Origin of the sequence: Halopolyspora algeriensis (assembly GCF_003337235.1) — a bacterium.
GTDB classification, from domain to species: domain Bacteria; phylum Actinomycetota; class Actinomycetes; order Mycobacteriales; family Pseudonocardiaceae; genus Haloactinomyces; species Haloactinomyces algeriensis.
In genome coordinates, this window is the sequence record NZ_QPJC01000002.1 from 96,734 (window position 1) to 115,016 (window position 18,283).

General features: G+C 68.5%; 17 protein-coding genes. 6 read left to right on the forward strand and 11 right to left on the reverse strand.

Annotation, left to right across the window (positions count from 1 at the left end; all coding sequences use genetic code 11):
- Positions 1-79: 79 nt before the first annotated feature.
- From DFQ14_RS03785 to DFQ14_RS03820, 8 genes are all read right to left on the reverse strand, one after another.
- The gene (locus tag DFQ14_RS03785; RefSeq protein ID WP_114451664.1) at positions 80-949 is read right to left on the reverse strand and encodes a sugar phosphate isomerase/epimerase family protein; all 870 of its coding nucleotides are present in this window, start codon (positions 947-949) and stop codon (positions 80-82) included.
- 46 nt (positions 950-995) lie between these two features.
- On the reverse strand, positions 996-2,150 hold the full coding sequence (locus DFQ14_RS03790; protein WP_114451665.1) for a Gfo/Idh/MocA family protein: 1,155 nt from the start codon (positions 2,148-2,150) through the stop codon (positions 996-998).
- 241 nt (positions 2,151-2,391) lie between these two features.
- Entirely contained in the window at positions 2,392-3,465 is a 1,074-nt protein-coding gene (locus DFQ14_RS03795) for a substrate-binding domain-containing protein (RefSeq protein WP_114451666.1), read from the reverse strand.
- Positions 3,466-3,518: 53 nt separating this feature from the next.
- Positions 3,519-4,556 carry an ABC transporter permease gene (locus tag DFQ14_RS03800; RefSeq protein WP_114451667.1) on the reverse strand — a complete coding sequence of 346 codons (1,038 nt, stop codon included), beginning with the start codon at positions 4,554-4,556 and terminating at the stop codon, positions 3,519-3,521.
- On the reverse strand, positions 4,553-6,070 hold the full coding sequence (locus tag DFQ14_RS03805; RefSeq protein WP_114451668.1) for a sugar ABC transporter ATP-binding protein: 1,518 nt from the start codon (positions 6,068-6,070) through the stop codon (positions 4,553-4,555). Before DFQ14_RS03805 ends, DFQ14_RS03800 begins: the two co-directional genes overlap by 4 nt.
- Before the next feature lie 6 nt (positions 6,071-6,076).
- Complete coding sequence (locus DFQ14_RS03810; RefSeq protein WP_420810136.1) at positions 6,077-7,276, reverse strand: ROK family transcriptional regulator; 1,200 nt, start codon at positions 7,274-7,276, stop codon at positions 6,077-6,079.
- Positions 7,277-7,510: 234 nt separating this feature from the next.
- Positions 7,511-8,422, reverse strand: coding sequence for a DUF72 domain-containing protein (locus DFQ14_RS03815; protein WP_114451670.1), 912 nt, complete (start codon positions 8,420-8,422; stop codon positions 7,511-7,513).
- A 227-nt stretch (positions 8,423-8,649) separates the two neighbouring features.
- The gene (locus tag DFQ14_RS03820; RefSeq protein ID WP_114451671.1) at positions 8,650-9,255 is read right to left on the reverse strand and encodes a class I SAM-dependent methyltransferase; all 606 of its coding nucleotides are present in this window, start codon (positions 9,253-9,255) and stop codon (positions 8,650-8,652) included.
- A 210-nt stretch (positions 9,256-9,465) separates the two neighbouring features.
- On the opposite strand from DFQ14_RS03820, the gene DFQ14_RS03825 reads away from it, so the two are divergent.
- Both DFQ14_RS03825 and DFQ14_RS21770 read left to right on the forward strand, forming a co-directional pair.
- Positions 9,466-9,774 carry a type II toxin-antitoxin system VapB family antitoxin gene (locus DFQ14_RS03825; RefSeq protein ID WP_179951489.1) on the forward strand — a complete coding sequence of 103 codons (309 nt, stop codon included), beginning with the start codon at positions 9,466-9,468 and terminating at the stop codon, positions 9,772-9,774.
- Positions 9,771-9,920 carry a hypothetical protein gene (locus DFQ14_RS21770; protein ID WP_158546646.1) on the forward strand — a complete coding sequence of 50 codons (150 nt, stop codon included), beginning with the start codon at positions 9,771-9,773 and terminating at the stop codon, positions 9,918-9,920. Before DFQ14_RS03825 ends, DFQ14_RS21770 begins: the two co-directional genes overlap by 4 nt.
- Positions 9,921-10,307: 387 nt before the next feature.
- Here the strand turns inward: DFQ14_RS21770 and DFQ14_RS03830 are convergent, their stop codons facing one another.
- Positions 10,308-11,858, reverse strand: coding sequence for an acyl-CoA synthetase (locus tag DFQ14_RS03830; RefSeq protein WP_114451672.1), 1,551 nt, complete (start codon positions 11,856-11,858; stop codon positions 10,308-10,310).
- 211 nt (positions 11,859-12,069) lie between these two features.
- Here DFQ14_RS03830 and DFQ14_RS03835 point away from each other — a divergent pair, with 211 nt between their 5' ends.
- From DFQ14_RS03835 to DFQ14_RS03845, 3 genes are all read left to right on the forward strand, one after another.
- The gene (locus tag DFQ14_RS03835) at positions 12,070-13,011 is read left to right on the forward strand and encodes a Nal1-like putative serine protease (protein ID WP_114451673.1); all 942 of its coding nucleotides are present in this window, start codon (positions 12,070-12,072) and stop codon (positions 13,009-13,011) included.
- Entirely contained in the window at positions 13,008-13,253 is a 246-nt protein-coding gene (locus DFQ14_RS03840; protein WP_114451674.1) for a hypothetical protein, read from the forward strand. Before DFQ14_RS03835 ends, DFQ14_RS03840 begins: the two co-directional genes overlap by 4 nt.
- A gap of 312 nt (positions 13,254-13,565) precedes the next feature.
- The gene (locus DFQ14_RS03845) at positions 13,566-13,847 is read left to right on the forward strand and encodes a hypothetical protein (protein ID WP_114451675.1); all 282 of its coding nucleotides are present in this window, start codon (positions 13,566-13,568) and stop codon (positions 13,845-13,847) included.
- 272 nt (positions 13,848-14,119) lie between these two features.
- Here DFQ14_RS03845 and DFQ14_RS03850 read toward each other — a convergent pair whose 3' ends face one another.
- Positions 14,120-15,319 carry a cysteine desulfurase-like protein gene (locus DFQ14_RS03850; protein WP_114451676.1) on the reverse strand — a complete coding sequence of 400 codons (1,200 nt, stop codon included), beginning with the start codon at positions 15,317-15,319 and terminating at the stop codon, positions 14,120-14,122.
- Positions 15,320-15,463: 144 nt separating this feature from the next.
- On the opposite strand from DFQ14_RS03850, the gene DFQ14_RS03855 reads away from it, so the two are divergent.
- A complete protein-coding gene (locus tag DFQ14_RS03855) occupies positions 15,464-16,741 on the forward strand; it encodes an erythromycin esterase family protein (protein ID WP_114451677.1) in 1,278 nt (425 codons plus the stop codon).
- 23 nt (positions 16,742-16,764) lie between these two features.
- Here DFQ14_RS03855 and DFQ14_RS03860 read toward each other — a convergent pair whose 3' ends face one another.
- On the reverse strand, positions 16,765-18,282 hold the full coding sequence (locus DFQ14_RS03860) for a sodium:solute symporter family protein (protein ID WP_114451678.1): 1,518 nt from the start codon (positions 18,280-18,282) through the stop codon (positions 16,765-16,767).
- Between the last annotated feature and the right edge of the window lies 1 nt (position 18,283).

Here is an 18,283-nt window from a genome sequence, read left to right on the forward strand (position 1 = left end):
GGTATTTTTTCGCTCGGGTGGCCGAACGCCGCCGAAACGGTGGTCGGCCAACTGTCCGAGCAGGACGTCACGGCATTTTCTAGAAGGTCAGTTGCCGGAGGTGGCGGTAACTGTCCCTGGCGGTTTCCTTCGGGTGCGGCAGGTCGTCGCGTTCCACGAAATAGTGCTGCATGCCGGCGCGTTCCTTCTCGGCGAAGATGCGCCCGTAGTCGAGAACACCCTCTCCCACGTCGGCGAAGGAGCCGTCGGCGGACATGCCCTTGACGTGGCTGAGCGGGAAGCGCCCCGGCGCCCGGTCGAACAGGTCGGTCGGGTCCACGCCCGCCTTGATCGCCCAGTAGATGTCGAGCTCGAAGTCGACCAGGTGTGGGTCCGTCTCGCGGAGCAGCAGGTCGTACGGGCGCGTCCCACCGAAGGAGTCGAACTCGTGGGCGTGATTGTGGTAGCCGACGCGGAGGCCGTGCCTGCGGGCGATGTCGCCGGCCCAGTTGAGGCGCTCGGCGAGCTGGTGATACTCCTTCAGGGTGTCGGCGGCGAAGTAGGGCAGCACGACCCAGCGCTGCCCCAGCGTGCGGGCCTGTTCCAGCAGTTGCTCCAGCTGGTCCTGGTTGGACGGGATGCTGTCGTGGCTCGCGGGCGCCTGGAGCTTGAGGTGCCGCAGCAGGTCGCGCATGCGTTCGGGGCTGTAGCCGTACAGGCCGGCGAATTCCACTTCCGCGTATCCGACGCGGGAGAGGAAGGTCAGTGTGTCCTCCACGGACTCGCTCATCAGGGAGCGCATCGTGTAGAGCTGGATGCCGATTTTGTTCGGGGGAAGATGCCGCCCGCGGGCCGGGGTCTGCCCGGCGACGGCGGTGCCCATCCAGGCCGTCGACGCTCCTGCCGCGAGGACGGTTCCCGTCGCGGCACGGAGGAAATCGCGGCGGTTGCGTGCTGTGGATCTGTCCATGATCAGCGGTTTTCCTTTCTCGGTGGCGTGCAGGGCGATCGGTTCCTTACGGGGTGCTCACCTCCGTCCATCGGCTGCGATCGGCTGCGCTGCGCTCGACGGCGTCGAGCACCTGCTGCACCGCCAGGCCGTCGGCGAACGACGGGGCGGGGTCGGTTCCGGTCGCGATGTCCTCGAGGAGGTCGCGCATCTGGTGCGTGAAGGTGTGCTCGTAGCCGAGCCCGTGACCCGGCGGCCACCATGCCTCCAGGTAGGGATGCGACGGTTCGGTCGTCAGGATTCGGCGGAATCCGCCGGTGTCGGGGCTTTCGGTGTGGTCGTGAAACTGCAGCTCGTTCATCGCCTCGAAGTCGAAGGCGAGGCTTCCTGCCGAGCCGTTGATCTCGATGCGCATCGCGTTCTTGCGTCCGACGGCGAAGCGGGTGGCTTCGAAGGTCGCCATGGCTCCGCCGGTGAGGCGGGCGAGGAAGGCCGCTGCGTCGTCGACGGTCACCCGGGCGTACTGTCCGCTGCCGTCCGCGCGTGGGCGTTCGGGTACGAACGTGGTGGTCAGTCCGGACACGCCCGCGATCTGCTCACCGGTGAGGAACTGCGTGAGATCGACGATGTGGGCTCCGATGTCGCCGAGCGCGCCCGAGCCCGCGCGTTCGCGGTCGAGACGCCACATCATGGGCAGCTGCGGGTCGGCGAGGAAATCCTGCAGGTACTGGGCGCGCACGTGCCGGATCGTGCCGATCCGCCCGTCGGCGATCATCCTGCGTGCCAGGGACAGCGCGGGAACGCGCCGGTAGTTGAATCCCACCATGCTGCGCACGCCGCGCTGCCGGGCTCGTTCGGCGGCCTCGGTCATCGCGGTCGCGGCGGCGACCGAATTCGCCAGCGGCTTCTCGCACAGCACGTGCTTGCCTGCCTCCAGCGCGGCGATCGCGATCTCGGAGTGGCTGTCGCCGGGGGTGCAGATGTCGACGAGTTGGACGTCGTCGCGCCGGATCAGCTTCTGCCAGTCGGTTTCGACCGCGGCCCATCCGTGTCGGGTGGCTGCCGCGGCGGTGTTGCCCGCGTGACGGCCGCACAGCACGGCCATGGCGGGGTGCACGGGCAGGTCGAAGACTCGGCCGACGGTGCGCCAGGCCTGCGAGTGGGCCGCGCCCATGAAGGCGTATCCCACCATGCCGACGCCGAGTGGCTGCCTGTCTGTCATGTTCACCTTCTCCGGAGAATGTGGGTTGGGTATTGCCGGGACACAGCGAGCGTCGGGTAAGCGGCGTGAGCCGCTTTCGTCACGTGAGCAACCGGCACCGCCGCGGGTTCTCAGACGTCGCCTCGCGAGGACAGACGGCACGCGGCGCAGGTGGCTACTCGATGTGCCGAATCCCGGAGGCGAGGCGGCGCCTGAGGTGCCGCTACCCGCATCCTCACGCAAGCCGATCCGCTTCCGTTTCTCAAAATGCGATGTCGAGGTACTGGTCGACGTTGTCCTTGGTCACGGTGGCCGAGTGGAGCGTGATCTCGCTGGGAACAGCACGCCCGACCAGGTCCGTCATGCTGCGTCCCTGCGCGATGAGCCGGGCGAGGTTGACTGCCGAGGCGGACATGGTCGGCGGGTAGAGGACCGTGGCGGCCATGGGGCCGTCTCCGGAGCGGATGTGTTCCATCATGACTTTCGAGCCTGCGCCGCCGACCATGAAGAATTCGCCGGAGCGGTTGGCCTGCTCGATCGCCGCCAGCACGCCCACACCCTGGTTGTCGTCGTGGTTCCACACGGCATCGATCCGGTCCTGGGCCTGCAGGACGTTGCCCATGACCGTGCGTCCGGACTGGGGGGTGAATTCGGCGGCCTGGCGCATCGTGACCGTGAGCCCATGGGCGTCGAGCGCTTCGGAGAAGCCTTTGCTGCGTTCCTGCGTCAGCGGCAGGTTGTCGATGCCTGCGACCTCGACGATGACCGGGTTGTCGGTCTTGCCCTGTTCGGCGAGCCTGTTCGCGATGAAGTTGCCCGCGTTGACGCCCATGCCGTAGTTGTCGCCGCCGACCCAGGTGCGGTAGGCGAGTTTGGACCCGAAGATCCGGTCGATGTTGACCACGGGGATCGAAGCCTGCATGGCCTGCTGTGCCACGGCGGTGAGTGACTCGCCGTTGAAGGGCAGGATCGCCAGGACGTCCACCTTCTTGTTGATCAGGGTCTGGATCTGCGAGATCTGCTTGTTGACGTCGTTGGTGCCTTCGGTGGCCTCGAGCTTGACGTCGTCGAAACTTTCGGCCTGGGCGAGGGCATTGGCGCCGATGGCGCCCATCCATCCGTGGTCATCGGAGGGGATGGACAGTCCGATCGTCACCGTCTTGCCGGGTTTGGCGTTGGAGCCCTGCTGGTTTTGGTTGCCGACGAGTTCGCTGGCGTTGTTCTCCTCGCTGCTGCCGCTGCCGGTGCAGGCGGTGAGCAGTGCGCCCGCGCCGACGGCGGCGCCGCCGAACAGAAAGCGGCGACGGTGCGTGGTCCCGTTGGTGGATTGCGACATGATTCCGCCTCCTTGAAGGGAGTTGCGTTCGGCGAATGACCGGATCGGTGGGTCTAGGTGGCCGCTTCTTTGTTCGCGCGGCGCTGGAGCAGCACGGCGACGACGATGATCACGCCTTTGGCGATCTGCTGGATGGGTGTGGACAGGTTGTTCAGGACGAAGATGTTGGTGACCGTGGTGAAGACGAGGACGCCGAGAATGGAACCGATGAGGGTTCCGCGGCCGCCGGTGAGCAGGGTGCCGCCGAGGATGACGGCGGCGATGACGTCGAGTTCGTAGAAGGTGCCGTGGGTGCTGGCCCCGGTGTTGGTCCGCGCGGTCAGCATGATCGCCGCGATGCCGCAGCACAGGCCCGAGAGCGCGAACACGGTGGCCCGCACTCGCCGGACATCGATACCGGCGAGTCGAGCGGCTTCGGGATTGCCGCCGATGGCGAAGACGTGCCGTCCGAACGTCGTCCGGTTGAGCAGCAGCCAGCCGACTGCGACGACGGTGGCGAAGATGTAGACGAGCAGCGGGATGCCGAGGATGTCGGTCGTGGCGATCGCGCTGAAGGCCGAGGTCTCCACGACCTGGGACCGTCCTCCGGAGATGAGCGTGGCCAGGCCGCGGAAGCCGGCCATCCCGGCGATCGTCACGATGAGCGAGACGAGCCCTCCGTAGGCGATGAGCCCGCCGTTGACGAGGCCGCAGACGGTCGCCACGACGATCGCGGTGAACAGCATGCCTGCCAGCCCGAAGTCCTGCGTCGCGCCCGTGGTGGCCCACACCGAGGCGAGCGCGATGATCGCTCCCACCGACAGGTCGATGCCGCCGCTGATGATGACGAAGGTCATGCCGATCGACACGACGCCGATGATCGAGGCCTGGGTGAGCAGCAGGACGAGGTTGGAGATCTGGAAGAAGTTCTCCGTGGTGACGGATCCGGCCGCAACGAGGAGTGCCAGCACCGCCACGAGCCCGAGGACCTGCCGCTGGTTGGCGCCCGCGAGCCGGAGGCGATCGGTGGGCCTGCCTGACCGGGGGGTTGCCGTGCTGGTGTCCGGCGTCGCCTCGGGCACCGTTTCGGCGGCGGGGGGCTGCTCGGTCATGCCGCGCTCCCTTCCATGAACAGGTCGAGGACCTGGGGCTCGTCGATGTCGCGGGCGTCGGCCTCGCGGACGATGCGGCCTTCGCGCAGGACGAGGACGCGGTCGGCCAGGCCGAGGACTTCGGGGATTTCACTGGAGACCAGCACCACGCCGACACCGGAGTCGGCGAGCCGGCGCACCAGCGCGTAGATCTCGGCGCGGGCACCGACGTCGACGCCGCGGGTCGGTTCATCGAGCAGCAGCAGCCGGCAGTCGGCGAGCAGCCATCGCGCGACGACCGCTTTCTGCTGGTTGCCGCCGGACAGGACGCGCACCGGGCGCCGAGTGTCCGCGGGTTGCAGCTGCAGCGAGTCGGTCGCCGCGCTCGCGGCGGCGTGTTCACGTCCACGGTCGACCCAGCCCAGGCGGGAGTACCGCCCGAGCGAGGCCAGGGAGACGTTGCGGGCGATCGATTCGTACTGGACGAGGGCCTGGCTTTTGCGTTCCTCCGGGGCCAGGCCCATCCCCGCCCGCACGGCTGCCCGGACACTTCCCGGCCGCAGGTGTTCGCCGTCCACCAGGATCCGTCCGGTGGCGGGGGTGCGCGCGCCGTAGAGCGTCTGCAGGATCTCGGAGCGTCCGGACCCCACGAGCCCGGCGAGCCCGACGATCTCTCCGCGTCGCACGGTGAAGGAGATGTCGTCGAACTCCCGGGGGCGCGAGAGATGCTCGGCCCGGAGCAGTTCGGGGCTGTGTTCGCGGGCGCCCACCTGTGGGCGCTGCGGGAAGGCGTACTCCACGTCACGGCCGGTCATCAGCGACACGACCTGCTGCGTCGGTGTTTCCTCCGCCGGGAGCCCGCCGGCCACCGTCCGGCCGTCCTTGAGCACGGTGACGCGGTCGCCGATCTCGCGGATCTCCTCCAGCCGGTGGGAGATGTAGACCACGGCGATGCCCTGCTCGGTGAGCTGCCCGATGACCTCGAACAGCCCCCGGATCTCGTCATGGGCGAGCACGGCCGAGGGCTCGTCCATGATGATCAGCCGGGCATCGTGGGACAGGGCGCGGGCCATGCTGACGATCTGTTTGAGGGCCGACGGAAGCTCTCCGACTTCCCGTGCGGGGTCGAGGTCGCCGTGCCCGAGCCGGTCGAGCACTTTCCGGGCGGCCTGCAGCATCTCGGCGCGCCGGGAGAAGCCCAGTCGGGAGCGTTCGTGTCCGAGGTGGATGTTCTCGGCGATGGAAAGGCCGTCGACGAGGTCGAGCTCCTGGTAGATCGTGGCGATGCCCAGTTTCATCGCCGCCGAGGGGCTGCGCAGCGATACCGGGGTGCCTTGCCAGGTGATCGTGCCCTCGTCGGTGCGGTGGGCGCCGGACAGAATCTTGATCAGGGTCGACTTGCCCGCACCGTTCTGGCCGAGCAGGCAGTGGACCTCACCGGGGCGCACGTCGAGGTCGACACCGTCGAGTGCCCGCACACCGGGGAATGTCTTGACGATGTCGCGCATTTCGAGCAGGGGTGTGGTCATCGACATCTCCTCCTAGCGCTCCTCGGCTCCGCCGGAGACGGAGAAGACGTGGTCGCTGATCAGGCGAGCACCGCCGACGACACCGGCGGCATCGGCCAGTTCGGACAGGACGATGGGCAGGTTTCCCGTGGCCAGCGGCAGCGAGCGGCGGTAGACGACGCTGCGGATCTCCGCCAGCAGGGAGTGTCCGGCGCCTGCCACGCCGCCGGCGATGACGACCAGGCCGGGATTGAAGAAACTCACCAGACCGGCCAGCACCTGGCCGACCCGGTGCCCGCTGCCACGCAACATCTGCACGGCGGTCGGGTCACCGGCTGCGACGGCGGCCGTGATGTCGGCGGCGGACAGCGTGCCCGTCTCCTCGAGCCGCTCGGCGAGGTAGGTCGACTGGCCGACGCGGGCGGCCGCCGTCGCGTCGCGGGCGAGGGCGGCCCCACTGGCGTAGGCCTCCAGGCATCCGATGTTTCCGCACGTGCACGGGGGGCCGTCGTCGTCGATCCGGATATGGCCGATGTCGCCGGCGCTGCCGGACACGCCCCGGTGGACGTCACCGTCGGCGACGATGCCGCAGCCGATCCCGGTTCCGATCTTGACCAGGAGGAAGTCGTCGACCGAGCGGGCCACGCCCGCGTGGTGCTCACCGAGCGCCATCAGGTTCACGTCGTTGTCGACCAGCACGGGCGCACCGAGTTCCTGGCTCATCGCCTCCCGCACCGGATACTGGTCCCAGCCCGGCATGATCGGCGGCACCACCGGAACGCCGTCGCGGAAACTCACCGGGCCGGGGATGCCGATTCCCGCGCCGTGAATGTCGGTGGCCACCCCCTCGGCGCGGAGCTTGCCGACCAGTTCGAGCGCTTTGCCCAACACGGCGGTCGGACCCTCGTACACCGCGATCTCGGTGGAGAGGTGACCGAGCACGTCGAGCTCACCGTTGGTGACGGCGACATCGACCGAGGTCGCGCCGATGTCGATGCCGACGAACCGGGTTGTTCGGGACAGCCGCACGATCGACGAGCGGCGCCCGCCTCGGGAGGCGGCGAACCCGTCGCTTTCGACGAATCCCTGCTCGGTGAGCCGGTCGATTTCGAGTGCGAGCTTCGAGCGCGAGAGGCGCAGGGACTCACCCAGTTCCGCGCGGGAGGTGGGGCCGTTCCCGCGCAGCAGACGCAGCACTCGCGCTTGCTGCGCATTCTCCGGCCGTAGCGACATCCGCCTCACACCGCCTCGCCTCCTGGGCGTCGCCCTTGTCGAGTCGCGTTGAGACGTTAATCACTTTCGGGTCCGGCTTCAATACCTATCGACGCGAATGGACGAACTTTTGCTGTGTTGAGAACAAAGTGGGTAGTCCAAACGGGTCAGTGTTGGGCGGCTTTTCGGCCGAAGCAGCTGTTCCGCGCGGCAGCGGAGACCGGATAGTCCACAGTGGCTGCCTGTTGCGCACTGTCATTGCCGGGACGTGCTGCGGGAGGGAGGCGGTGCCGTGCGCACGAGCTCGGCCAGGTCCGCGGCGTTGGTCTGGGCGTAGTCGCGGTAGCAGTTGTTCATCACCACGTGCGTCGTGGTGGCCGAATCGGCGAGTTCGCGAAGCCTCGGTGCCCACTCGGCCAGTTCGCGATGCGAGTACTTGTAGCCGAATCGCTCTTCGATGTCGCGGCTGGTCCAGCGCTCCGAGCGCCCGTGGAACCGGACGACTGCGAGGTCGGCGGTGGCCGCCACCACCGGTGGGATCGAACTGGTGTGTCCCTGCGGCATGTCCACCACGACATACGGCAGGCCGTGGCTGGACAGGAACTCCAGCGTCTCCTCGCGGTTGCGTTCCTGCATCCAGGTGTAGTTGCGGAATTCCACGCACACCGGCATCGGTGCGACGCGGTCCCGGCACTCCAGCAGGTACTGCTTGTTGGTGCGGCCGATCGGGAACCACTGCGGGAACTGCAACAGGATCGCGCCGAGCTTGCCCGCCTCGTACAGCGGTGCCAGGGCGCCCAGGAATCGCTGCCAGAGCTCGTCGACCACGTGCGGGTCGAGATCGCGCAGGTAGACGTTCTTTCGATCGATGTGCTCGGTGGCCGACCGCAGGTCCTTGGGCAACGCGGAAGGCTTGGTCGGGTGCTGGGTGAACAGGCTGAAGGCCTTGACGTTGAAGGTGAAGTGCTCCGGCGTGCGCTGTACCCACAGTGCCGCGGTCCGTTCCGCGGGCAGGCCGTAGTAGGTGGCATCGACCTCGGCCAGCGGGAACGTGCCCGCGTAGAACTCGAGTCGCTTGGCGGGGGTGTTGGCCTCGGGTGGGTACCAGCCCGAGGCGATCAGCGTCCGGTCGGTCCAGGAGGCCGTACCGACGAGCAACTCTCCCATCCGGCCAGGGTCGCACCGTCACGCCGACCTCGCCGGTGCTCCGGCTCGGCCCCGATTGCCCCTCGACGAGGTGTTCGGTAAAACCGACGATGTCGAGGACGGGATTTCACCGTGCTCCACGCCCACCTGGGTGGCCGGCTCTCAACGGCTGCAGTGCCCTGTTCTCCCGAGTCGTCGAGGGGCCCGATGACCCGCTCCGTGAAGAGGAGGCTCAGTGGCTCGGGCACTCATCGTTTGTGGAGGAGGGCGACGAGGAAGTCCGAGTCGTCGGTGAACGGGCGCAGGTCCCAGGTGGACAGCAGCAGGTCGGGCTCGAGCGCGGCCGCTGCCGCGTCCTCGAAGAACTCGCTGAACGCGTAGCCGCGGCCGGCGCCGAAGCCGATCGCGGCCCGGCCGCCCGGCGCGAGATGCGCATGGAGCCGCTTCAGCACCTCGCCACGCGTGCTCGGAGCGAGGAACGGCAGCACGTTGCCGGCGCAGACGACGGCATCGAACGGTGTGGTGATGCCCTGGGCGGACAGGTCGAGTTCGGCCAGGTCGCCGACCATCCAGAGCGGGCCGGGATGGTCCTGCTCGGCGGCCTCGATCAGGACCGGGTCGACGTCGACGCCGACGACGTCGTGGCCCGCCTCGGCCAACGCGCCACCGACCCGGCCGGGTCCGCAGCCGGCGTCGAGGATGCGGGCATGGCGCGGCACCATGGCGTCCACGAGGCGGGCTTCTCCGGCGAGGTCGTCGCCGGCGCGAGCCATGGAACGGAAGCGCTCGACATACCAGGTGGAATGCCCGGGGTCGTCGGTGACCTTCTGCATCCAGATGCTCTGCTCGACCATGCCCGCATTCTCCCGAAGCGACGTGGACGCCCAGCCACCGGCCCGACCGGACGCCCTTCTGACCGCCAACCACGGCTACGACCACGGCCAGTACCGAAGACAATGCGTGAGGAACTCTTGGTGGAAAGCACGCAGGAGCGGTTCGACGCGGTGATTCACTCCGGATATCACTTCGGTGAGTGAGGGTTCTCGTGTAGCACAATTCAATACATGGTGAAGACGCAGATCGATCTCGATGACGAGGCTCTCGAACGGGCTCGTGCCGCTCTCGGTACGCAGAGCAAGGTCGATACGGTCAATACCGCCCTTCGCCTGGCTGCCGAGGTCGGCCCCAGACCCCGGCGGCGCTACGTTCCCGCGCGCGAGCTGAAGGCCGCTCTCGCCGACCTCCCGGATGTCGACATCGAGGACCTTCGTGCTGATGCCGATCGGTCCGGTGACGACAGTTTCGAGACCGAAGAGACCCATCTGGAAGAACTGTTCAACAACGCCGCCGATTCGGTCTGGCACACTCGATGAGCGACGGAGGATCGCGGGCACCGCTGGACACCAGCGCTGTGCTGAATCTGAAGAGGATTCCCGACGAGCAGCTTCCCGATTCGATCACTGTCAACCCGCGGGACTTCACCGCAGCCGAGGGCTTCATCCCCATTCACTCGCTCTGAGCGCCACGAGCCGTGGCGAACCGGTTAGCGGGCCGGAGGGCATCCCCGTCGGGGATTTCCCGGGGTGGTGTCCGGATCTTTTCCGGGACGTTCCCGAAGGCCACCGCCCGCGCGAAGCCGCAGGATGCGGGCATGCACCAGCGAAAGACGTACTCGCCTGCTGCCTCGTTGTCGCCACTGCGCAGCACGGCCCTGACGCAGCCCCGGACCGGGATCCCGCGGTGACCGAGTGCGTCACCGCGCTCCTCGGCACGGCGAGCGCCTCGCCGTGGGCGTATCCGGTGTTTGCCCTGGTGTGGGCGGTGGATGCTGTGTGCGGGCGGGAGATGCGGAAAGGTCGCTGACCGCAGCGGCGGCCTTCACCCGGCCGGTTCCGGCTCGGATGGGTCACCCGGAGGCGACCTCGGTGTCGCTGAACTCCTCACGCAGGACACGTTTGAGCAGCTTGCCCGCACTGTTGCGGGGCAGATCGTCGACGAAGCGGATCCGCTTGGGCACCTTGTAGCCGGCCAGCCGGCTGCGCACGTGTTCCAGCAGGGCGGATTCGTCCACCTCGGAGCGTGCGACCACCACCGCGGCGATGCTTTCGATCCACTGCGGGTCGGGCAGGGCGATCACCGCGACCTCGGCGACCGCCGGGTGGGTGTAGAGCACGTCCTCGACCTCGCGGGAGGCGACGAGCACCCCGCCGGTGTTGATCACGTCCTTGATCCGGTCGACGACGAAGAAGTATCCGTCCTCGTCGCGGCGCACCAGATCGCCGGAATGGAACCAGCCGTTTCGGAACGCCTCGGCGGTGTCGGAGGGCTTGTCCCAGTACCCGGTGCACAGCTGCGGCGAGCGGTAGACGATCTCGCCGAGCTCGCCGGGGGCGACCTCCTCGCCTTGCTCGTCGACGACCTTGGCCTCGACGAACAGGGCCGGGCGCCCGGCGGAATCGGGCCGGGTCTCGTGCTCCTCGGGGCGCAGGATCGCTGCCAGCGGGGCGATCTCCGACTGCCCGAAGCAGTTGTAGAACCCCAGCTGCGGCAGTGACTCCCGCAGCCGCTGCAGCACTGGGCCCGGCATGATCGAGGCCCCGTAGTAGGCCTTGCGCAGCGAGGTGAGGTCGCGCCGGGCGAAGTCGTCGTGGTTGGCCAGGCCCACCCACACCGTGGGTGCCGCGAAGAACGCCGTGATCCGCTCGCTTTCGATCCGGCGCAGCACCTCGCCCGGTTCGGGTGTTTCCACCAGCCGGTTCGTGGCACCGACCATCAGGTACGGCACGAGAAACACGTGCATCTGCGCCGAGTGATACAGCGGCATCGCGTGCAGCGGGTGGTCGTCGGCGGTGAAATCCAGCCCGACCACGCAGGAGAGGTACTCGTGCAGCAGCGCCCGGTGGGTCATCATCGCGCCCTTGGGCTGCGAGGTCGTGCCCGAGGTGTACAGCAGTTGGGTGAGGTCGTCGTCGGCGACGGAAATCTCGGGGTCGGTGGCCGGTCCCTCGGAGCACTGCTCCAGCAGCGAGCTGTCCGCATCGCGCAGCGGGATCACCCGCTCAACCCCGGTGTCCGCCCGGACTTCGGCCATGTTTCCGGCCAGGGTGGGGTCGACCAGCGCGACCGTGCTGCCGGACTGCTCCAGCAGGTAGGTCAGCTCCGTACCGGTCAGGTTGAAGTTGATCGGCACGTGCACCAGCCCCGCCCGGGCGCAGGCCAGGAAGCCGATCAGGTAGGCATCGGAGTTCTTGCCGTAGGCCGCGACCCGCTCGCCCTTGGTCGTTCCGGCTGCCACGAGCAGGTGCGCGGCCCGGCTCACCGCCGCGTCGAGTTCGGCGTAGGTCCACTCCCGCTCGTTTCCGGCGCTGTCGGCGAACCGCAACGCCACCCGCTCCGGCATTCGGTCGGCGCTGCGCCGGAGGACGTCGGCCACGGTGTTTGTCCGAGGATCGAGCATGTGCCCACCTTTCACCCGCGTGATGGGGCGCACACTAACCGCAGCATCAATCCCGCACCAGAGGTGACAACCTCCGAATGGCCCACCGGGATGCCCTGGCTCCCGGAGATCCCCGCTCGCTACGATCAGGAGGCCGGCAGGAACGATCTTGGCGGTTCCCGCCTGCGGTGGGCAGACGTGAATACGAGTATTCGCCTCCGGGAGGTGGGCCGTGCACCTCGATTCGTGTCGTGAGCTCAAACGCAGCGTGCTCACCCGGTTGCCCGACCTGGGGTTGCGGCCCGAAGCGGCGGCTCCGTGGCTGGCGTTGGGGGTGACGCGCCGAGATGCGGGGGCGTACTCGCTGGCTGTGCGGGTTCCCGAGACCGGTCCGCTCGGTGAGGTGCTGGGCAGGATCACCGAGGAGGCACGCCAGGAGGTCGACGTCCGCGGTGTGGGGCGGATCGAGCCGGTGCAGACCGCCGGCGACCTGCAGCGGCGCCGGCGGCCGCTGGTACCGGGGTGCTCGATCGCGCATCCGGACGTCACCGCGGGCACGCTCGGCGGTTTCGTCACCGTGGACGGCGTCCCGCACGTGCTGTCGAACAACCACGTGCTTGCCGACAGCGATCGGGGTGCCGCCGGTGACGGCATCCTGCAGCCGGGCCCTGCCGATGGTGGGCAGAGCCCGCAGGACCGGATCGGATCCCTGGCCGCCGCGGTCGAGCTCGTCACCGACCGCGGCAACCTCGTCGACGCCGCCGTCGCCCGCCTCGACGACGGCGTGGCCACTGAGATCGCTGCCTACCCGGGCGGGCACCTGTGCGAGCCGGTCTCGGGGCCACCGGACGGCGATGCCGTCGAGAAGGTCGGTCGCACCACCGGGCACACCACGGGTCGGATCACCGCCTTCGAAATGGACGGTTTGCGGATCTCCTACCCGGAAGGTGAGCTGGTCTTCGACGACCAGATCGAGATCGCCGGTGATTCGGGGCCGTTCAGCAGGGGCGGTGACTCCGGCTCGGTGATCTGGACCCGAGAGGGGAGGAATCCGGTGGGGCTGCTGTTCGCCGGGAGCACGCAAGGTGGTCCGGACGGTACGGGACTGACCTACGCGAACGTGCTCACCACCGCCCTGCAGCAGCTCGGCGCCACGTGGCTGCAGCGTTCATGAGCAGCCTGGAGCAGGCCAGGCACGCCAAGCGGGAGCTTCGCAGGCGCCTGGCCGAGCTGGCCGATGTCGTCGGCATCGGCGTGGCCCGGGAGCAGGGTGCGGCCGACAGCTACGCAGTCGTGGTGCGCCTGAGCCGCCCTGTCGGCGAGATCCCGCGCTCGGTCCGGGTGTTCGACACCGAAGCCGGTGACGTCGACGTCACCGTGCACACCGAGATCGTGGGCCCTCTCCGGCCGGAGTAGCCGTTCGGCCTGCGGCATCAGCCGCAGACGTCGTCGAGTGCGGCGGCGAGCAGGACCGGGCCATCGCCCCCTGCCCGGTGGTGCGGACCGTGAGTGAGGTGCGGGAGCGGCTGTTCCGCCGTCATTGCTGGTGACAGAGAGTTAGGTATGTCACCTGTTCGAGCTAACGATCAGCGGGGCGAGGTTCAATGCCGGGCAGGCGCCGTAGCCGTGAGGCCTGCGGCGGATCCCTTTTTTCTCGATGAGGGCGGCTACCGGTAACGACAACGGCGACCGGTGCGGCCGTCCGGTGGCAGGAAGTGAACGAGCCAGATGTCTTTCGAAGACGCACGTGCCGCCTTGACCAGCCTGTCGGACGTGGAGCGGCGGATCGCCGAAGGGGTGCTGTTCGGCAGCGCCACCCGCAGCACCGAGACCGGCTCTCCCCGCCTGGCGCAGTTCTGGCGCGCGCTGGCCGAGACCGTGGTCGACGAACGTGACCGGCGCCGCGAACTCGAAGACCACGCCCGCTCCGTGCTCGAAGCCGAGCTCTCCGAATCTCTCGGCGCCGAGTTCGACGAGACCCGTCCCGAGCCGCCCGACGTCACCCGCTGACACGAACGAACGGATCCGGGCAAGCGGCGTCAGCCGCTTCTACCCACGTAAGCAACCGGCACCGTCGTTCAGTGCCGGATCTTTGCTCTGGCTTTTCGCTTGAGTGACCGGCCTGGGCGGGGTGACCGGCTCCGGCGTTCCATTTGGATGCATTGCAAGGCAGCGGGGCACGTGGCGTAGGTGGCTACTCGATGTGCCCTGCAACGCCGCAAGGCGCCAAATGGGGCGGCGGTTCCCGGACCACCGCGCCAGGCCGATTCTGCAATGATTTCCTACGGGCGGAGTTTGGCGACGGCTGCCAGCAGCCGGTCCACGTCCTCGTCGTTGGAGTAGGGCGCGAGCCCGGCCCGCACCGCCCCGGCATCACCCAGTCCCATCCAGCGGGAGGCCTCGAGGGCGTAGAAGCTGCCTGCCGGGGCGTTGATGCCCTCCGCGGCGAGCTGCTCGTGGACCTCGCGCGGTGATCGGTCGGCCACGGAGAACAGCGCCAGGGGAGTGCGGTGGGCCGGGTTGCCGTGCAGCGTGACGCCGTCGAGCTCGGTCAGCCCGTCGAGCAGCCGGTCGAGCAACCGGTCCTCGTGCTCCTCGACGGCGCTCATCGACGCCAGCACGCGGCTGCGGCGATCGCCGTCGCCCGGGACCAGGTCGGCGATGACGTCGACGGCGGCGCGCGTGCCCGCCAGCAGCTCGTAGGGCAGCGTGCCGAGCTCGAACCGCTCGGGCACCGCCTCGGTCGACGGCATCAGCTTGTCGGGTGTGAGGGTTTCCAGCAGCGAGGGCGCCGCGACACTGACCCCCAGGTGCGGGCCGAAGAACTTGTACGGCGAGCAGGCGTAGAGGTCGGCGCCCAGGGCTTCGAGATCCACCGGCGCGTGCGGGGTGAGATGCACGCCGTCGACGTGCACGAGCGCGCCCACCCCGTGCGCGGCGCGCGCGATCTCGGCCACATCGGGCCGGGTGCCCAGCAGGTTCGACGCGGCGGTGACGGCCACCACCCGGGTGCGTTCCGACAGCAGGGTGGTCACGGACTCCAGCGGCAGGTCACCGGTGGCAGGATCCGGTTCTGCCCAGCGCACGGTCGCGCCTGCCGCGTGCGCGGCATGCACCCACGGCCGGATGTTGGCGTCGTGATCGAGCCGGGTGACGACGACCTCGTCGCCGGGAGCCCACTGCTTGGCCAGCGCGCGGGACAGGTCGAAGGTCAGCTGCGTCATCGACCGGCCGAACACGACCCCGTCCGGGGGACAGCCCAGCAGGTCGGCCACGGCCTGCCGCGCCTCGGTCACGGTCGTCTCGGCTCGCCGCTCCGCGGCCGTGACGGTGCCGCGGTTGGCGATGCCCGAGCACATCGTGTCGGCCACCGCCTGGGCGACCTCGGCGGGCACCTGCGAACCGCCGGGGCCGTCGAAATGCGCCACACCGTGGGCCAGAGCGGGAAAGTGAGAGCGGACTCGGGCGACGTCGAAGGCCATGCCCGCATCCTGCCAGGCAGCAACGGCGACACGGCAGCAGGGCACATCGCCTACTGCCCCCGGTCGGCGTGCATGGCTCCTGCGTTTTCCGCACGCCCGCCTCCGGGTATTGCTGCGCCACCGGCAGCCGCGCGAGGAGGAACGATGAGCCAGGACGTCGCCGACATCGCCGCAGCGGCCCTGCCGCTGCGTTCCGAGGACGATCTCGACCCGTTGCTGGAGCGCATCGGCGGCTCGCGGATCGTGCTGATCGGTGAAGCCACGCACGGCACCTCGGAGTTCTACCGGTGGCGGGCGGCGCTGACCCGGAGGCTGATCGCCGAGCGGGGTTTTTCGTTCGTCGCCGTGGAAGGCGACTGGCCGGACTGCCACGCGGTGCACTGCGCCGTGTCCGGTGCCGCGGGCAGCCCCGAGGACCCGGCCGAGGCGCTGCGCGGTTTCCACCGCTGGCCGCGCTGGATGTGGGCCAACGCCGAGGTCGCCGACTTCGTCCGCTGGCTGCGTGCGCACAACACGGCACGGCCCGGGCAGCAGCCGGTCGGTTTCCACGGCCTGGACGTCTACAGCCTGCAGGACTCGCTGCAGTCGGTGCTGGACTACCTGCGCGAGCACGCCCCGGAGCACGTGGACACGGCGCTGGCCGCGTTCCGCTGCTTCGAACCCTACGGCGAGGACCCGACCGCCGGGCCGCTGGTGCCGCTGTCCTGCAGGCAGGAGGTCGTCGCGCTGCTGCGGGCGGTCCGCGAGCGTCGTGAGCAGCAGTCCCGCGACGGGCTCGCCCCGGGGTTCGTGGCCGAGCAGAACGCCGCGGTGGCGGAGGGCGCCGAGCGGTACTACCGCACGATGCTCGGCGGCGGGGGAGACTCGTGGAACGTGCGCGACGAGCACATGGTCGACACGCTCGATCGCCTGCTGCAGGCGTACGGGACCGGGGCCGTGGTCTGGGAGCACAACACCCATATCGGTGACGCGGGCGCCACCCCCATGGTCTCGGCGGGGATGACCAATGTCGGCCGGCTGGTCCGGGAGCGGTACGGCGAGGGTGACGCGGTCCTGGTGGGCATGGGCAGCTACGAGGGTGAGGTCATCGCCGGACGACGGTGGGGGGCCACGCCGCAGCGGTTCCCGGTGCGGCCCGCCCGCCCCGGCAGTGCCGAGGCGCTGATGCACGAGGCGGTGTCGGGCGACGACGCGCTGTTCGTCTTCCCACCCGAACAGCACCAGCCGGACTGGCAGCAGCAGACGCTCGACCACCGGGCGATCGGGGTGGTCTACGGCACGGAAGGCGGCGGCTACGTGCCGAGCGTGCTGGGGCGGCGCTACGACGCTTTCCTGCACCTGGATCGCACGCGGGCACTGGAACCGCTGCACGAGCGGGAAACCACCGCCGAGGAAGCCGAGACCTACCCCAGCGGTGTGTGAACGGCTTTAGCGGCTCGTGGCACTCATCCCCGGTCCGGCACCGCAGGCAGCACCTCCTCCTCGCCCCGAGGTCCCGGCCGGACTCCCGTCCGGTGGGGCAGGAGGGAACCCACCACGCAGATCACCAGGTTCAGCAGCAGACCGACCATGCCGCCGTGCACTCCGTAGATCGCCTCGACACCGACGATCGTCATCCCACCTGCCAGGGCAGCACCGGCGGCCATGCCCCAGAAGACGGGACGAGCAGCCAGGCGGTTCCAGTACAGGCCGAGGATGAAAGCAGGTGCGAGCTGCACGAGCAATTCGATTTTGAGAACGAAGATGTTCACCAGCGTGCTCGGCGGGTTCCAGGCCAGAACGAGCAATCCGAAGACGACCACGACGCCGATGATCTTGCCGGCAAGCACCTGCCGGTGTTCGCTCGCCTCGGGACGTACGTAGCGCGCGTAGATGTCCTGGGACACGATCGAGGAGAAACTCAGCAGTACCGAGTCCGCCGTGGACACGATCGCCGCCACGACTCCGCCGAAGAGCAGGACCATCGCGATGTAGAACACGATGTTCACCCCTGCGACTTCGTTGGCGATCATGCCGACGAGCTGTTCCGCGTCACTGTCGGACAGTCCCGGAAACAGCCGGATGCCCACCATGCCGATGCAGAACACCACACCGGCTGTGATCAGCGGCATCCACACCATCGGCAGCAGCGATCGCTTCAAGGTGCGCTCGCTGCGCGCCGAATAAATACGCTGAATGGCGTGCGGGTACAGCGCGAGCCCGACCCCGACCATGATGATCATCGACAGCCAGTTGATCGACTCCGTCAGCGAGGGAACCGCCATGGCCTCGGGCTCGTTGTCGACGAGATACTGTGCCGTGTCCACCGGTGAACCCCCGGCGAGGGAGAACGCTCCGATCAGGAGGGCGAGAACTCCGAGCAGCAGCGCGACGCCCTGCATGACATCGGTCAGCGCAACGGCACGCATACCGCCCATCCACGAGTAGGTCAGCATCACGCAGACGAATACCGCGACTCCGGCCTGATAGGGCACCGTGTTGCCGGTCAATCCCGTGATCGCGTGCCCCATGGCGATGAGCTGTTCGAGCAGGTAGTTCGCCAGTCCCCACAGCATGAGAAAAGCCGCCAACAGGGTCACGGCCGGCGAGCCGAAACGATGGCGCACCCAGTCGGTGGGAGTGATGAACGAATGCTTCTTCGCAAGTACGTACAGGCGTGGCGCGAAAAGCATGTATCCGGCGATGATGGCGGTGAAGAAGGTGACCGACTGCCACCATGGGAATCCCTCGCGATAGGCTTGCGGCGCATATCCGATGACGGTGTTTCCGCTGTACTGCGTGGCGTACAGGGTGAAGAAGAGCACGATGACGCCGAGGTTGCCGCCGGCGAGGTAGTGGCCCTTCATGTCGTGGCGCGTGCCCTGTTTGCCGCGCCCCACGAAATAGCCGATGAGCAGCATCATCGCGGCGTAGGCCGACAGGACGACGATGCCGGCCGTACCGCTGAAGGTCAGGGTGTCCACG

Coding starts and splice junctions, on each gene's coding strand:
- DFQ14_RS03850 (WP_114451676.1), bottom strand. CDS start 15,319: ATGGCCTTCGACGTCGCCCGAGTCCGCTCTCACTTTCCCGCTCTGGCC.
- DFQ14_RS03785 (WP_114451664.1), bottom strand. CDS start 949: ATGGACAGATCCACAGCACGCAACCGCCGCGATTTCCTCCGTGCCGCG.
- DFQ14_RS03840 (WP_114451674.1), top strand. CDS start 13,008: ATGAGCAGCCTGGAGCAGGCCAGGCACGCCAAGCGGGAGCTTCGCAGG.
- DFQ14_RS03810 (WP_420810136.1), bottom strand. CDS start 7,276: ATGTCGCTACGGCCGGAGAATGCGCAGCAAGCGCGAGTGCTGCGTCTG.
- DFQ14_RS03800 (WP_114451667.1), bottom strand. CDS start 4,556: ATGACCGAGCAGCCCCCCGCCGCCGAAACGGTGCCCGAGGCGACGCCG.
- DFQ14_RS03805 (WP_114451668.1), bottom strand. CDS start 6,070: ATGTCGATGACCACACCCCTGCTCGAAATGCGCGACATCGTCAAGACA.
- DFQ14_RS03830 (WP_114451672.1), bottom strand. CDS start 11,858: ATGCTCGATCCTCGGACAAACACCGTGGCCGACGTCCTCCGGCGCAGC.
- DFQ14_RS03815 (WP_114451670.1), bottom strand. CDS start 8,422: ATGGGAGAGTTGCTCGTCGGTACGGCCTCCTGGACCGACCGGACGCTG.
- DFQ14_RS03820 (WP_114451671.1), bottom strand. CDS start 9,255: ATGGTCGAGCAGAGCATCTGGATGCAGAAGGTCACCGACGACCCCGGG.
- DFQ14_RS03855 (WP_114451677.1), top strand. CDS start 15,464: ATGAGCCAGGACGTCGCCGACATCGCCGCAGCGGCCCTGCCGCTGCGT.
- DFQ14_RS03790 (WP_114451665.1), bottom strand. CDS start 2,150: ATGACAGACAGGCAGCCACTCGGCGTCGGCATGGTGGGATACGCCTTC.
- DFQ14_RS03825 (WP_179951489.1), top strand. CDS start 9,466: ATGGTGAAGACGCAGATCGATCTCGATGACGAGGCTCTCGAACGGGCT.
- DFQ14_RS03845 (WP_114451675.1), top strand. CDS start 13,566: ATGTCTTTCGAAGACGCACGTGCCGCCTTGACCAGCCTGTCGGACGTG.
- DFQ14_RS03795 (WP_114451666.1), bottom strand. CDS start 3,465: ATGTCGCAATCCACCAACGGGACCACGCACCGTCGCCGCTTTCTGTTC.
- DFQ14_RS21770 (WP_158546646.1), top strand. CDS start 9,771: ATGAGCGACGGAGGATCGCGGGCACCGCTGGACACCAGCGCTGTGCTG.